Source organism: Bacillus sp. NPDC060175 (genome assembly GCF_042728695.1).
Classification (GTDB): Bacteria; Bacillota; Bacilli; order Bacillales; family Bacillaceae_G; genus Bacillus_A.
In genome coordinates, this window is sequence record NZ_JBHWYR010000036.1 from 22,716 (window position 1) to 35,523 (window position 12,808).

A 12,808-nucleotide genomic window follows, 5' to 3' on the forward strand; every position below is an offset into this window, starting at 1 on the left:
AGACAAACTATAGAGTGTACGTTGTCCAACAAAATTCCGCACATACGAGAGGGGTTTATAAAACTATGCGCTACGTTATCGTAACAGGAACTTCACAAGGTTTAGGTGAGGCAATTGCCACGCAATTGTTAGAAGAAAACACAACGGTCATCTCTATTTCTAGAAGAGAAAATAAAGAGCTTACAAAACTCGCAGAGCAAAACAGCAGCAATTGTATTTTCCATTCCGTAGACCTTAAAGATGTACATAATTTAGAAATTCATTTTAATGACATTCTTTCTTCTATTGACGAAGGCACTGTCTCATCTATTCATTTAATTAATAATGCGGGCACAGTTGCACCAATAAAGCCCATTGAAAAGTCAGAAAGCGAACTATTGATTACGAACGTTCAAATTAATTTAATCGCACCTATGATTCTTACATCCACTTTCATGAAACATACGAAAGGCTGGAAAGTAGATAAACGTGTTATAAACATTTCATCTGGTGCAGGAAAAAATCCTTACTTTGGCTGGGGTGCTTATTGTACAACGAAAGCCGGTGTAAATATGTTTACCCAGTGCGTCGCTACTGAAGAAGCGGAAAAAGAACACCCTGTAAAAATCGTCGCTTTTGCGCCAGGTGTTGTTGATACAAATATGCAAGCACAAATTCGTGAAACAAATAAGGAAGACTTTATTAACTTAGAACGATTCACCGCATTAAAAGAAGAAGGAAAACTACTGTCACCTGAATATGTTGCGAAAGCTATTCGTAACTTACTAGAAACTGCAGACTTTCCGCAAGGCGAGGTTATTAGAATTGATGAATAATAAAAAGGTGTGCTAAAATAGCACGCCTTTTTATTCTACTTCTCTAAAAATATGAGGACAGACTCCGCAATTTGTTCATAACCAATTTCTTGATAAATTTTATTAGATGTTGGATTTGCTAGATCAGTATATAGTGTAGTTGTTTTGTAGCCTTCATCTAACATACGTTGACTGAGTGCCGCCACACAATTAGATGCGTACCCTTTTTTTCGTGCTTCTTTCGGTGTATATACAAAATTGACTGTTATATTATTTGTAGTCGGTCTCGTTTTTGCAGCTACAGAAACGAGCTTACCATCCACTTCTAGACCAAACAGACGATTATTAGTGATTAATGTATGTGCGGTTTGTTTCGCTTCTTCTTTCGTAGTTGGGAGCTTCACGTCTTCGCAAAATTGATATATCCATTTTTCTATTAATGGTAGCTCATCACTATTTATTTCTCGAAAAATCCCCTCCTCGTTCCACTTTTTCTTAACTTGTTGTAATGCATACACACCTTGTTCCATTACAACATTAGTTTTCTTATTTTCTAACACCGCAACCTCTTCCGCTAATTTCTGTACATTTTTCTTATTACCGATTAATCCAGGAATATCTGGATATACTTTCGTTAACTCTTTTGCAAGTTTCACTATATCTACTTCCGAAATTTCAGAATTTGCAACAATCATTTGTATCTTCTCTTCTGTTTGAAGAAATACAACTGTAATTTCTTCTCCTCGTTTCGCTACACCCATAAATATCGGTTCTTGAGCCACTTGTAATACACCTAATAATAGATTATTTTCCTGCTCGTTCTTTTCTAAAAATGGTGTAACATCTTCTTTAAAATGAAGAATCTCTTCATATACGTGTAATTGAATCATCGACAATCTCTTCCCTCGATTTATATTTTAATTAAGTATTGGCGATTAATTCATTAAATCCTTCTTTTACGATTCAATAATATTTGAAACTAATGTGTTCAAATCATTTTCAGCATGCAAAACTCTCTTCTTTTCCTTCTCAAATAGCTCTTCTTCTTTTCGAAACGATTCTTTACGTTTATTAATCATACGCTCCATCTCTTTTTTACTCGGTCCGCCGTATACATTTCTTTTTTGAATAAAAGCTTCTGGTGATATAATTTCTTTCCACTCTTCTTCTAATAAATTTACTTTCAAATTTTCTTGTAAGTATACATTTATGTCTTTGAAATTTAATTCATGTAACTCCTTTTTCTGCTCCAATGACATATTCGCAATCGCACTTGCTGCATGATGTGCATGCCGAAATGGAATTTCATAGTTTTTTGTTAAAACATCTGCAAAATCAGTTATCGTTATTGCATGTTTGTAGGAACGACTTTTTAACGTTTCTTCTTCTACTTTCATCGTTCGAATGACCGCGTTCATAATAGAAAAAACACGAATCGCCTTTTCAATTCCTTTATATAAATACGGCTGCAAGTCATCCTCCGTATCGACAATATCGCCAAATGGTGTATTATGAATCATTTGAAATACAGTAAAGGCTTCCCCTAAAGCACTACTCGTAATAGCGCGGGCATGTTCAATTGAAACAGGATTTCGTTTTTGTGGCATAATGCTACTTATTTGCACATATGGCTTCGCTACAGTAATCCCATCATATTCTTTCGTCGCTAATAGTAAAAAATCATGAATCCATCTACTCGTGTTCGTCATAATAACCATTAGCAACGAACTAACTTCTAATAAATAATCCGCCCCAGCGACAGCATCATATGAGTTCTCAATTACATTTGTAAACCCAAGTAACTGCGCAACTCGTTTTCTCTTAATTGGGAAGCTTGTTGTAGAAAGGGCAGCTGCCCCCATTGGAGAATGATTTAAAAGATGATACGCTTTTTTCATTCTTTCTAAATCTCGTTGCATCGTATCGTAAATTGCCAAAACATAATGACCAAATGTTGTCGGCTGCGCCGGTTGTGTATGTGTATACGCGGGCATAATTGTTTCCATATGTTCACCGGCGAGCTCCAGCATACTTTCTTGCAGCAATAAATGATGTTCCATTAACCGCAATACAAATTGCCGTAAACTCATGCGATACATCGTTACACCCATATCATTTCTACTTCTACCGATATGCATATTACTTACAAATTCACACTTTGCTTCTTGAGAAAGCAAATGTTCAACTAAGAAAAAAAGATCTTCATGTTGCTCTGTATATAGCAACTTCTCCTTTGGAATCCCCTCTACTTTTTTAAGTGCGGTTAATATAACTTTCGCTTCTTCTCTTTTCATTAACTTTTCTTCAGTTAACATAGTAATATGTGCCCTATGCACTTGAAACATATCTTTTAATAAATAATTACGCTGAAAATCAAATACATGCTGTAATACACAATCTACATATGTTTTCCCAGGGAAATCAGCGCCTTCATTCTTAATAAACTCTTCTTTACTCTGTTTCATCACCTTTTCCCCTTTCGCCTAAGTGTTACTACCCATCATACCCAGGGATGGTGAAAAAGTGCTTGTACATAAAAATAAACTCGGCGCTCATAGCACCGAGTTTATTTAATAAAAGTCGCATCATACTTATCACTTTGCAATACTTGGAAGTGTAAATTTGCTAAATGTTTACGTATTTCAGCACTGTCATCTTCATTTAAATTATTTGCTAAGAAAACAATTTCCGTACAGTTTCCGCGTTTATCCATTGCATAAACTGCTTTAGTTACCGTCCATTGTGTATAGCCATTCTTTTGTCCAGCATGTCTGAATGTTTTACGATATTTCTTTGCAGTCATATCTGTTTCAACGATATTCGCCCACACTTTTTCTTCAGCTTCTGTAAGGCCACCTTTATGATTTGCCTTTTGAAGCAGTACCATATAATCGTTTGCGGAAGCAGCAGGCAATCTATCCGACCAAATTTTATCGTATCGTTCCTCTAAATAAAGAGGAATTTCCTTCTGTAATAATGGCCCCTTCTTTTTCAAGCGTTCATGAATAATCATAGCATATTCACGATATTGCTCTTGAGACATTTCTTTTAACTTTTTCTCTATTTTATATTTTGGAACATGTAATTCTTTATGCAAATATCCTGGAATATATAAAGATGAAACAATCGGAAATAGTGGTTGGTGTGCAGGTAGTGCTAAGCTTTGTAAATTTCGATTAATGTTATCTAGCCCTAATACTTCCATTAAATATTCAGTATTTGCATTTGAACTGAACTTAACCATCCCTTTTGCAACTTCTTCTAAAGAAACTGCTCCTTCAGTTAACTTCCCGGTTTTCTGTAAATAATTTTGCCATCTATCTTGTGCGCCACCATCTGTATTCGGTACATAATAACGATTCACATCATTAATTGAAACGAAACTAGACGGATCAATTTTCCCCTCTGTAACTTGTTTCGTATATTCAAGCGCCACAATTAACTTCATCGTACTAGCAACTGGCAATACAACATTTGGATTTACAGAATACACAACTTTATCATTTCTTTTTACTAGAAGCGCACTATTTTTTTCATCTTTATGTTCTTCAATAAAAGATGCTATATACTGCGCATCATCATTATTTGAACTCCACACCTTTTTCACTAAAAAGTTACCCGATATTAGTAAAACAAAAATACCCACAATCACTGCGCATACTATAGTTTTTTTCAAGTAAAATTCCTCTCCTATTGTGTAACTCTTCTCTCTTTATCTTTTAAAAAATAAAATAATGGAGATGGTTATTTACATAACCATCTCCATTATTTTAACTTGTATGCTCCTATTATGTCTACGTCATAATTTTCACAAAATCCTCAAGAAATTTTTTATAATGTAATGACCAACCGATTCTCACCCAATTTTTCAATGCCTTCGAATCAGGCTGAGGACGAAAATCAGCAATACTTTCTCCTTTTGCAATTCCAAGCGTATCTACATCCACACGACGATACACGTAATCTAAAAGAGATGGATTCGCCGCGACCATCATTGTTACAACGTCATGTACTGGACTTCCTGTTATTTTCGGATTTAACTTTTTATAAGCTTTATAATAATACGTGAAAATTGGTTCAATTAATTTATTAAAACTCGTTTTAGAATGTTTCGTAATATATTTTACCATCTCTGGCGTAATAAGAGCTTCAGATGTAACGTTAAGCGGCACTAATGTCACATTTTTAGCATTTTGCATAACTAAATGTGACGCAATAGGATCACCATGAAAATTCGCCTCTGCGACTGGTGTAACATTGCCTGGCATTAAAAATGCACCGCCCATTATATAATATTCTTTCACATACTTCATCATCGGTTTTTCTAAAATAAATGCCGTCGCTAATGTTGTTGATCTGCCGGCATCAACAATAATTAATTCTCCTTTATATTTTTCAAGAATATCGAAAAATGCACAAAAGGGTTTTATATTTGGTGAAAAAGCTTTTGGGGGTTTAATAGGTCCTAAGCCATCTGCGCCGTGAATCTCTGGATAATACGTCACAAATTCCCCAGAAAAAGGTATTTTGGCCCCATTAATAACAGGTATATCTTCCCGTCCTGCCAGTTGCAGCAAATACGCTGCGTTACTTGTCGCCTTTTCCTGCGTTACATTCCCATATCCAGTTACGACTCCAACGATATCAATATCAGGATGCAACAATCCATACATTATTGCTAAAGAGTCATCAATTCCCGGGTCTCCCAAAAACAACACTTTTTTCATCGACCTCAACTCCATCCCCTCAGTTGTTATTAATTTATGAATAGCCATGGATATACAGAATAGAAAAGAACAAATTCATACGAAAAACGTAGTCCTATATGGACTACGTTTTTCTTCTAACTTATACTGTTTTTTTCACAACACTCATACTTCCAATGATGTAAGCGATAAACGCCAAGCAAATCGGGAAAACAACTGTATGTATACCAAATGGATTAGGGAAGCAAAGATGAATTAACATATAGGAGCCTACTCCAACTAGAATAGATGCAAGAGCTCCAGTTGCATTTCCCTTTCTCCAATATAAACCTAGTACAATCGGCCAAATGAACGCTGCTTCTAAACCACCGAAAGAAAATAAATTTAACCAAATTAAAAAGTCTGGTGGCTTAATAGCGGCAGCATATACGAGTAATCCTACGATACCAGTAATCCATAGGCTACCTTTCTTTATCGTACTATCCGCGGCATCTTTATTTATGTAGTTCACATATATATCTTTAATAATTGACGAACTTACAAGTAATAATAATGAGTTCACAGTAGACATTATCGCTGCCATTGGTGCAGCTAAGAAAACTCCAGCTAACCAAGGTGGCAACACTTCCATCGCGAGTAGCGGCATTACTTTATCTGGTACCGTTATGCCTGGAAGGACTACTCTTGCAAACACACCTGTTAAATGCATACCAATCATAATTGTACCGACGACAACCGTTCCAATGATTAATGCTTGGTGCATAGCTTTTGAATTTTTATAAGACATAGCACGCACACTAATTTGCGGTAATCCAACGACACCAATTCCAATTAAAATCCAAAATGATGTGACATATGATTTCGTTAAACTTCCATCCGCTCCGAACGGTGTTATTAAATTCGGATTAATTTGAATAAGTTCCTGCATAATCTTTTCAACTCCGCCACCAGCAATGACAGTAGCAATTAAAATGATTGTTGTGCCGACTAACATAATGATTCCTAATAACGTATCTGATAAAGCGACTGCACGAAATCCACCAATTAACACATACACAAGTACAGAAAATGTAAATAAAAATAGTGCCGTTGTGTAGGAAAGTCCTGTTAGCGACTCAATTAATCGTCCACCGCCAACCCACTGGGCTACTGTTGCTGAGAACAAAAAGATTATAATACATAACGCAGAAAGAACAACTACCGCTTTATTATTGTATCTACCCTTTAAATAATCAATAAGCGTAATTGCTTCCATTTTCCTAGCGATAATAGCAAACTTTTTACCGATAACCGTTAAAACGATATATCCTGTGACAACTTGAATCGCTGATAACAGCACCCATCCAAGACCCATATTGTAAGCAATACCAGGCCCGCCGATAAAGCTACTTGCACTACCGTACGTAGCAATCATCGTCATAGCTAATAATAAGCCACCTAGTTCACGCCCACCAAGAAAATATTCTTGTAAAAATTTATTATTAGCGGTTGCTTGTACACGTCTTGATGCATATACACCAATTAAAAACACAACGATAAAAGAAATTATCATTGGGATTATTACATACCAATTCATCTATCATTCCTCACTTTTTTCTTCCTCTTCGAGTGAAATATCTTGAAATAAAAAACGAACAACTAAAATAAGCAAAATAACCATTACGATAAATCCAACGATACAGCTATAAAAAAACCATGCTGGAAAACCTAATACATATGTATATTCACTCGGATCCTTACTTCCAAGCCCATAAGCAAATCCATACCATATTATAAAATTAATAATAGCTAATCCAAGACCAATTAACGCTTCTCTATGGGCAACTCGAAAGCGCGGATCATCATGATAATTCTTCATTCTCTCCCTCCTCTCACGATGTATAATTGTACCACTGTTTTTCTAGTTTTTCCTACTAGAAAACAAAAACGCGCAGGATTTTTTGTAATTATATAGAATACAATGTTTCATTACATATTTTTTACAATTGTAATGAAAATGAAATTTGAATTTTCAGCATTTGTTATTTATGATTTTAAGTAGAGGCTTTTCATCTAGTTCCCACATCCTTGATTTCGGAATAAACGCCGTCTCGTACTGCGTTTAAATTATATTTTCAAGGGGGTTATACAATGAGTCAACTAGCTGTAAATCTTCATGAAAAAGTAGAGAAATTTCTTCAAGGCACAAAGAAACTATATGTGAACGGAGCGTTCATCGAAAGCGCTTCCGGAAAAACATTCAAAACTCCTAACCCGGCAACCGGTGAAACACTCGCTATCGTTGCTGAAGCTGGTCGCGAAGACATTCATAAAGCTGTTGTAGCTGCTCGAATGGCTTTCGATGAAGGTCCTTGGTCACGCATGAGCACTGCTGAACGCAGCCGTCTTATGTACAAGCTCGCTGATTTAATGGAAGAGCATAAAGAAGAGCTGGCACAGCTCGAAACTTTAGATAATGGAAAACCAATCCGCGAAACTTTAGCAGCAGACGTTCCTCTTGCAATTGAACATATGCGCTATTATGCTGGATGGGCTACAAAAATCGTTGGACAAACAATCCCTGTTTCTGGTGAATATTTTAACTATACACGCCATGAAGCTGTTGGTGTTGTCGGTCAAATTATCCCATGGAACTTCCCACTTCTTATGGCAATGTGGAAAATGGGAGCAGCCCTTGCAACAGGATGTACAATCGTTTTAAAACCTGCAGAACAAACTCCACTATCCGCTCTATACTTAGCTGAATTAATTGAAGAAGCTGGATTCCCGAAAGGCGTTGTTAACATCGTTCCTGGATTCGGTGAAACAGCTGGACAAGCTCTCGTTAATCATCCACTCGTAGATAAAATTGCATTTACAGGTTCTACTCCAGTCGGCAAACAAATTATGAGACAAGCATCTGAATCGTTAAAACGCGTTACATTAGAACTTGGTGGTAAGTCGCCAAACATTATTTTACCAGACGCTGACTTATCTCGAGCGATTCCAGCTGCGCTTTCTGGTGTTATGTTTAACCAAGGACAAGTGTGCTGTGCTGGGTCACGCTTATTTATTCCGAAGAAAATGTACGATAATGTCATGGCTGATCTCGTTCTATATTCAAAAAAATTAACTCAAGGCGCTGGTCTAAATCCAGAAACTACAATCGGACCTCTCGTTTCTGAAGAACAACAAAAACGTGTAATGGGTTATATTGAAAAAGGAATTGCAGAAGGTGCTGAAGTACTTTGCGGAGGAAACAAACCATTCGACCAAGGTTACTTCGTTTCTCCTACAGTATTCGCTGATGTAAATGATGAGATGACAATCGCTAAAGAAGAAATTTTCGGTCCAGTTATTTCCGCATTACCGTTTAACGATATTGATGAAGTAATTGATCGTGCGAATAAATCACAATTCGGCTTAGCGGCTGGTGTATGGACAGAAAACGTAAAAACGGCACATTATATCGCAAGCAAAGTACGTGCAGGTACAGTATGGGTAAACTGTTATAACGTCTTTGATGCAGCATCTCCATTTGGAGGATTTAAACAATCTGGCCTTGGCCGCGAAATGGGATCTTACGCGCTGAACAACTATACAGAAGTGAAGAGCGTTTGGATTAACTTAAATTAACGAGAAAGAACCTGACCTACTCGGTCAGGTTCTTTTCATTATGTATTCATTTACACTTGCAACCCACCGCTCACATTTAATACCTCTCCTGTAATGTAAGACGCATACTCTGATGCTAAAAAGGCAGCTGCGTTTGCAATATCTTCCGGCGTTCCGATTCTTCCAACTGGAATCGCTCCAACCATTTTCTCTTTTACTTTATCCGGTATTGTTTTTGTCATATCAGTATCCATAAACCCTGGACAAATCGCATTACACGTAATACCAAAACTTCCAACCTCTTTCGCTGCTGTTTTTGTTAAGCCTACAACCCCTGCTTTTGTAGCCGCATAATTTGCTTGTCCAATATTTCCTTCCCTACTAATAGAAGAAATATTAATAATCCGTCCATACTGTTGTTGTCTCATATAAAGAAGTGCTGGCTGCATACAATAAAAAACGCCAGTTAAGTTCACTTGTAATACTTGTTCCCAAGCAGACTTCTCCATCTTATGTAACATTGCATCTTTTGTAATCCCAGCGTTATTCACTAAAATATGTAATGTACCAAATTTTTGCACCGCATATTCAATTAACGACTTCGCTTCATTTTGATTGCTCACATCACATCGATATAAACTCACATCATACCCTTCATCTGATAATTCACGTGTCGTTTCTTGTAGCTTCTCTTCATTTACATCACTAATTAATACTTTGGCCCCTAGTTTTGCAAAAACTCGTGCGATTTCTTTTCCAATCCCCTGCGCAGCACCCGTTACAACAGCTGTTTTCCCATTCAACAATTCCATCTCTATCCCCCATTTCTATTACTTATATTGTATATTTCGGCTCTATGCTTTCCAAATCCTCTTTGTATAAAAAAGTCTATTTGTGTCAAACTAACTTTGCAACGCCGCATAAAGTGAAACTTTAATCAGTGGGGATTTTGTTCATCCCCTACTGATTATTAGCCCTCACCAATCGGGCATTTACGGGCAGTTAATCTCCCACCTAGCTTCTTTGTTCCATCTGAATTTTGAGGTGGGAGTTTTACTAACCGTTTATGCGGGATAAAGCACAAGGAGATTGTGTCGAATGAAAAAAAAGAATGTAAATCGAAACAAAGCTGCCGATGGCATTGATGTTGAGTTCGCTCGCGAACTCGCTGACCACAATGACTTAGAAGCAAACGCACGTGCAAATGCCGCTGATGCACGTCAAAGACGCCAATCAACAGAAAAATAAGGCACTACAACGTTCCTTATTCTTTTCAACAGGGACCTACTACCCATCAAAATAAACCGAGAGTATCTCTCGGTTTATTTTCTATATTTCTTTACGTAATGCGCTAAAGCAAGTAACGGATATATATGCCCATAACTATGGTAGCGAATATAAAAACCGCCCGGTAACCCTGTACCAGTAGGATATTTTTCATTCATAGTAGACTGCGCGAGCAAATATGAAATTCCTTTTCGAATAATCGGTGTTTCTTGATCGTAGTAAGAAATGAGTGCATCAAGTGCCCACGCTGTTTGTGACGGCGTGCTAAAGGATAAAGAAATAAATTTTTTCTCTACACTACTTTGACAGGATTCTCCCCACCCTCCGTCTTCATGCTGCAAATGCTCGAGCCATGAAGCTGCTTTTTTCAACGATGGATGAGTAGAAGGCACTCCTAATGCACGTAAGCCTGTCATCGTTGCCCATGTCCCGTATATATAACATATCCCCCATTTTCCATACCATGATCCATTCTGTTCCTGTACATCCATTAACCATTTGATAGCTTTCTTTTTTTGCTCTTCAGGCAATTCATTCGGTGCATACGTTCCGAATAATTCTAACACCCTACCTGTAATATCTGGTGTGGACGGATCGGTTATCATATCACTCGCATTTTCAATCGGCAAATTCGCTAGTAACTTGCTCGTTACCCCTCGTTCAAAAGCTCCCCAGCCCCCATCATTGTTTTGCAATCCTTTTACCCATTCCACGCCTCTTCCCCACGCATCATCTACTCTATCATTCCCTCTACTTCGCGCTAACGCTCTAAGAGCAGCTGTAGTATCGTCTATATCAGGTATCGTCGTATTAACATCTGAAAATCCCCAACCGCCAGCTACAAGTGATGATGCATGTACGCTCCAATCTACCTTTTTAGTTTGTTGTTTTTGCAATAAATACTCTGTCGCCCTTTGAATCATCTTATTTTCATTTGTAACTTTAGCTTCTTGCAATGAATAGCTAAGTAAAGCGGTATCCCATACGGTAGAAGGAGAATTTTGCAAATGACTTCCTCTGTCCATCTTCCATATATAAGATTTTAATCCTGTCACAGCTTTCTCAATAATTGGAGACTGAATAGAGTGCCCTAATGCAAGCAAAGCATAAATCATATAAAACGTAGCACTCGCGTAACTATATAATGTTCCATTTTCATCTATACGCTCCTTCATAAAGCGCTCTACTTCTTCGTATCCTTTATGATGTAACGATAATGGATAAGATATTACCTTTTTCACATCACCTAAAAACGATTGAAACAGCGGAGACCGCTCCTCTCGAAACCATTGCCCACCCCCGCCTGCAATATGATTTAAATTTGGCAATAACTTTTTCTCTACACGGAATCTCTTATTCATACAAATCATCATCGGAATTAAATGTATACGCGCTGAGCTGCTTAGCCCAAATATACTGAGAGGTGAGTCATCTTGTAAAAATAAGATTGGCGTTGGAAAGTGAAAAAGCGCGGGAAATTCATATTCTCCATGAATCGCTAATAAAAATTTCGTCATAAAATGAGCACGAGAAACTCCCCCATGTTCCTTAATAAACATTTCAGCTCGCCTCATATTCATATCTTCTTTCGAATATTTTTCCGAAGCAAGTAAAGCAGCATATGCTTGAATCGTCGCGGATAAATTCCCTTCCTTTTCATCTTCATATAATTTCCAAATCCCTTCATTTGTTTGAAGAGATGCTAACCTTTCCACAAACGGTTCTATTTCGTCATTTCGCCCTAATAATTTGAGTAAAAAAATCATATGACAATCCGTTAGCAAAGCTCCTTCAAAACAAAATGACCACGTTCCGTCTTGCCTTTGCATCGTTTGAAGTGCAGTCGTTCTCCGCTCTATCTCCTCACGCACTTTGTCATATAGTAGCACACCGCTCACCCACCCTTTCTAAGTCCGTATACGATATTCGAAAACTTAGCTAAATATGTATGAAAACAAAGAAAAGCAGAACGTGTATTACACACATTCTGCTTACAAGCAATACCCAACCCCGACAACAATTCCTAATAGTGCACCAACAACAACTTGATAGGGTGTATGTCCAACGAGCTCATTTAACTTTTTATATTCTGTTTGTCTACCATGAAAAAAATCATTCAATATTTTCGCTTGCTTACTAACCGCAAGCCTTACTCCTGAAGCATCGTACATAACAATAATGGCAAAAATAGCGGCAACCGCAAATATTGGACTCTCCACACCTTCCACCACCCCGACACCTGTAGCAAGTGCAGTAACAGTCGAAGCATGCGAACTTGGCATTCCACCTGAAGCAAAGAACTTAGCAAAATCAAACTCGCCTGTTTTTATTAATTTAAAAACGACTTTCGTTAACTGTGCTAAAAACCAAGAAATTACAGCTGCTATAAGTGGGTCATTATGTAAAATTGTTTCCATGTTTTTCAGC

The 12,808-nt window shown here is 37.4% G+C and carries 12 protein-coding genes; 3 read left to right on the plus strand and 9 right to left on the minus strand.

All coding sequences use genetic code 11. The annotated features are described in order from the left end of the window. Positions 1 to 65: 65 nt before the first annotated feature. The gene (locus tag ACFWDE_RS17950; RefSeq protein WP_377893692.1) at positions 66 to 815 is read left to right on the plus strand and encodes a (S)-benzoin forming benzil reductase; all 750 of its coding nucleotides are present in this window, start codon (positions 66 to 68) and stop codon (positions 813 to 815) included. 35 nt (positions 816 to 850) lie between these two features. Here the strand turns inward: ACFWDE_RS17950 and ACFWDE_RS17955 are convergent, their stop codons facing one another. The 6 genes from ACFWDE_RS17955 to ACFWDE_RS17980 form a co-directional block, all read right to left on the minus strand. After that, positions 851 to 1,684 carry a GNAT family N-acetyltransferase gene (locus tag ACFWDE_RS17955; protein ID WP_377893694.1) on the minus strand — a complete coding sequence of 278 codons (834 nt, stop codon included), beginning with the start codon at positions 1,682 to 1,684 and terminating at the stop codon, positions 851 to 853. Between the two features lie 66 nt (positions 1,685 to 1,750). Further along, positions 1,751 to 3,259, minus strand: a complete 1,509-nt coding sequence (argH, locus tag ACFWDE_RS17960) for an argininosuccinate lyase (protein WP_377893695.1) — start codon at positions 3,257 to 3,259, stop codon at positions 1,751 to 1,753. 101 nt (positions 3,260 to 3,360) lie between these two features. After that, positions 3,361 to 4,470, minus strand: coding sequence for a serine hydrolase (locus tag ACFWDE_RS17965; RefSeq protein ID WP_264538891.1), 1,110 nt, complete (start codon positions 4,468 to 4,470; stop codon positions 3,361 to 3,363). 118 nt (positions 4,471 to 4,588) lie between these two features. Continuing rightward, positions 4,589 to 5,521, minus strand: coding sequence for a nucleoside hydrolase (locus ACFWDE_RS17970; protein WP_377893697.1), 933 nt, complete (start codon positions 5,519 to 5,521; stop codon positions 4,589 to 4,591). A gap of 121 nt (positions 5,522 to 5,642) precedes the next feature. Then, complete coding sequence (gene panF / locus ACFWDE_RS17975; RefSeq protein WP_377893699.1) at positions 5,643 to 7,076, minus strand: sodium/pantothenate symporter; 1,434 nt, start codon at positions 7,074 to 7,076, stop codon at positions 5,643 to 5,645. A 3-nt stretch (positions 7,077 to 7,079) separates the two neighbouring features. Further along, on the minus strand, positions 7,080 to 7,358 hold the full coding sequence (locus tag ACFWDE_RS17980; protein WP_002146375.1) for a YhdT family protein: 279 nt from the start codon (positions 7,356 to 7,358) through the stop codon (positions 7,080 to 7,082). Positions 7,359 to 7,630: 272 nt separating this feature from the next. Between ACFWDE_RS17980 and dhaS the strand changes: the two genes are divergently transcribed. After that, positions 7,631 to 9,115 (plus strand): aldehyde dehydrogenase DhaS, encoded by a 1,485-nt coding sequence (gene dhaS / locus ACFWDE_RS17985; protein ID WP_377893701.1) that lies wholly within the window; start codon positions 7,631 to 7,633, stop codon positions 9,113 to 9,115. A 50-nt stretch (positions 9,116 to 9,165) separates the two neighbouring features. Here dhaS and fabG read toward each other — a convergent pair whose 3' ends face one another. Continuing rightward, positions 9,166 to 9,906, minus strand: a complete 741-nt coding sequence (gene fabG / locus ACFWDE_RS17990; protein WP_002014354.1) for a 3-oxoacyl-ACP reductase FabG — start codon at positions 9,904 to 9,906, stop codon at positions 9,166 to 9,168. A gap of 286 nt (positions 9,907 to 10,192) precedes the next feature. On the opposite strand from fabG, the gene ACFWDE_RS17995 reads away from it, so the two are divergent. Then, positions 10,193 to 10,342 (plus strand): YfhD family protein, encoded by a 150-nt coding sequence (locus ACFWDE_RS17995; protein WP_377893716.1) that lies wholly within the window; start codon positions 10,193 to 10,195, stop codon positions 10,340 to 10,342. 74 nt (positions 10,343 to 10,416) lie between these two features. On the opposite strand, the gene ACFWDE_RS18000 is transcribed toward ACFWDE_RS17995, so the two are convergent. Together ACFWDE_RS18000 and ACFWDE_RS18005 are read right to left on the minus strand one after the other, a co-directional pair. Then, positions 10,417 to 12,270 (minus strand): terpene cyclase/mutase family protein, encoded by a 1,854-nt coding sequence (locus ACFWDE_RS18000; protein ID WP_377893703.1) that lies wholly within the window; start codon positions 12,268 to 12,270, stop codon positions 10,417 to 10,419. 102 nt (positions 12,271 to 12,372) lie between these two features. Next, positions 12,373 to 12,798, minus strand: a complete 426-nt coding sequence (locus ACFWDE_RS18005; RefSeq protein ID WP_002111092.1) for a divergent PAP2 family protein — start codon at positions 12,796 to 12,798, stop codon at positions 12,373 to 12,375. Positions 12,799 to 12,808 lie beyond the last annotated feature (10 nt).